Genomic DNA, 2153 nt, shown 5'->3' with positions numbered 1-2153 from the left:
TCCTACGCTCACAGTGATCATTGTCGCTGCCCCTCTCGCGCTGGCGCATGACCTCGACGCTGTAGACCCGGATCGAGCGCACGAAGTCGAAGACCGGGTCGCTGATGTCGATGTCGGCCACGCCATTCTCCGAGGTGTAGTCGGCGATCTGCTGCAGGTGGGCGGGTCTCGGTGCACCACTTCCCGCAGCCTCTTTCAGCACCGCAGAGATGAGCGCGTCCGGCGGCACCGGACCTTTGAGCGCGCCCGCGGGCGCGATGTCGCCCTCCGACGGTGATTGGACCGGGCGCGCCCCTCGGTCAAACGCAACATCGTAGAGGCGCTGCGCCGGCGTTTGCCCCGCGTTCCCCGGGTAGGCCGCGTGCATCGGGCAGCGCCAGATCTGCAGCGGCGGCTCGATCGGCGACGGCGTGATCCGGCGGATAAACTCCGTCTTCGCCGCAACGCAGGGAGCCGAAGCGGGCCAGCCGCCGGAGAGACAGAGCAGGATCGCGCAATCGATCTGATAGGCGCGCGCCGGCTGCGATGTCACGGCCAGGCTCCCGGCGAATGCCAGGGCAGCCGTGGCTGCTGCGCCGAGGAGATGCTTCATCGCCCTACTCCCGTTAAAGGTGTGCCGGCAGCCAATCACATCACTTCTTTGGATGTACAGCGGGTTTTGCGCTCGATCCATCATTCTTGAATATGTTTCTCATCTGAATTAAGGGCTTGCAGGCGCGCGTAAGCCTCGAGCGCGGCATCGATGTCCTGCCGTGCCGTCTCCTCCGCCAGTTGCAGGCACTGCAGGTGGCGCTGCGCCTCGATGAAGTAATTCGAGAACTCCAGCCCAAGCTCGTCGCGATACTCCTCGATGACATCCCGCGGCAGGTCCGCGGTAGGGACAGGCGGCGGCACACAGTCCAGCGCCGTCGTTTGCGCTACGGCCGAGTTTGCAAGGCTCGCCGCAACCAGGGCCGCACCAGAGGCAGCACCTCCGGCGCACCGGGTGGTATGCACAAACATCCGCATCATGTCTCGGGCATCACTATGTGGCACTTTTTCCGCTTGTAGTATCTTGCAATTACGTATTGCACCATCTTCTGTTTCACGCTACCCAAAAAATGTGTATGCCTCCTCCATGTCACTCGACACATCGAACGACCCCAGGAACGAGGCAAAAAAATGAGAGAAGTTTCACCAGTGATTACGCTTGCGGGAGTGAGGGAAACCCTGGAAGCCGGTGGGACAGTTGAAGTCGAGTGCATCGAAGCGCCAGCGCGCGTGAGCAACCAATTCCAGGCCGCGTGGAAGTTCTACGCTGTTGCCGAGGTTGACGGGCAAACGCACCGACTGCTTCTTGTCCACGGTAGGGATATCAAGACGAGGACCATCCGAACCCTGACAGGTCTCCTGTCCTTCGGCATGGATCTCGGCGTCTCCCCCATTTCCGTTCCGCGTCACGTAGGAGAGCGCGCGGTTTGGAAAACCTATGAGGACACGTCAAAAGACTAGACGGTTTTGTGCCTCCGCCGCGTTTGCGGCGATGGCACCCTGGGCCCACGCCGAGGTCATCGACCTCGGGGGCCCGCGAGACGCGGGGCGGGTCACTGCCTCGGTTCTCGACTTCGGCAAGCCGAGGGATTTTACTTCTGAAGCCGGGGGCACGCAGGCTATTGCTGCCTCCGTTGCGCCCTCCCGTCCCGGCCTCTCGCGCCGTCATGGCACTGCTGAGGTCGAGCGCCTGATCTCGAGCATCGCGCAGGCCCACGCCCGCCATCCGGGGCTCCGCCGCGCGGGCATCTCCCCTGTGGAATGGATCGCCCTCTTCCGGGCCAATATCGCCATCGAGAGCAATTTCCGGCAATCGGCCCGCTCGCATGTGGGCGCGATCGGCCTTGGCCAGCTCATGCCCGGAACCGCGCAGGTCCTCGGGGTCGATCCGCACGACCCACGCGAGAACCTCGACGGCTCCGCCCGCTACCTCCTCATGCAGCTCGAAGAATTTGGATCGGTGCCCCTGGCGCTTGCCGCCTACAACGCCGGTCCGGATGCCGTCGCCCGGTACCAGGGCATTCCTCCCTACCGGGAGACGCAAGGGCACGTTCGCAAAGTGCTCGACGTCTACCTGGCAACCATCGGTAAGGACCGCATATGACCACGATCACGAAAGGGCT

4 protein-coding genes are annotated in these 2153 nt (G+C 63.3%); 1 reads left to right on the top strand and 3 read right to left on the bottom strand.

Annotated features, from left to right (window positions below; translation table 11 throughout):
• From G0Q01_RS24505 to G0Q01_RS24495, 3 genes are all read right to left on the bottom strand, one after another.
• Nucleotides 1–592, bottom strand: a 592-nt coding sequence (locus G0Q01_RS24505; protein ID WP_164213936.1) for a hypothetical protein, incomplete at its 3' end; no start/stop codon positions are given.
• Nucleotides 593–672: 80 nt separating this feature from the next.
• Entirely contained in the window at nucleotides 673–1002 is a 330-nt protein-coding gene (locus tag G0Q01_RS24500) for a hypothetical protein (RefSeq protein WP_164213935.1), read from the bottom strand.
• Nucleotides 1003–1173: 171 nt separating this feature from the next.
• Nucleotides 1174–1344: a hypothetical protein gene (locus G0Q01_RS24495; protein ID WP_164213934.1), complete on the bottom strand. Its 171-nt coding sequence runs from the start codon at nucleotides 1342–1344 to the stop codon at nucleotides 1174–1176.
• Nucleotides 1345–1522: 178 nt separating this feature from the next.
• On the opposite strand from G0Q01_RS24495, the gene G0Q01_RS24490 reads away from it, so the two are divergent.
• Complete coding sequence (locus G0Q01_RS24490) at nucleotides 1523–2134, top strand: lytic transglycosylase domain-containing protein (protein WP_164213933.1); 612 nt, start codon at nucleotides 1523–1525, stop codon at nucleotides 2132–2134.
• Nucleotides 2135–2153: the final 19 nt, after the last annotated feature.

The sequence above is a fragment of the Salipiger sp. PrR007 genome, from assembly GCF_010499845.1.
Lineage (GTDB): Bacteria > Pseudomonadota > Alphaproteobacteria > Rhodobacterales > Rhodobacteraceae > Salipiger > Salipiger pacificus_A.
The sequence above is the reverse complement of the archived record's forward strand: the minus strand, read 5'-3'. Positions and strand labels throughout refer to the sequence as shown.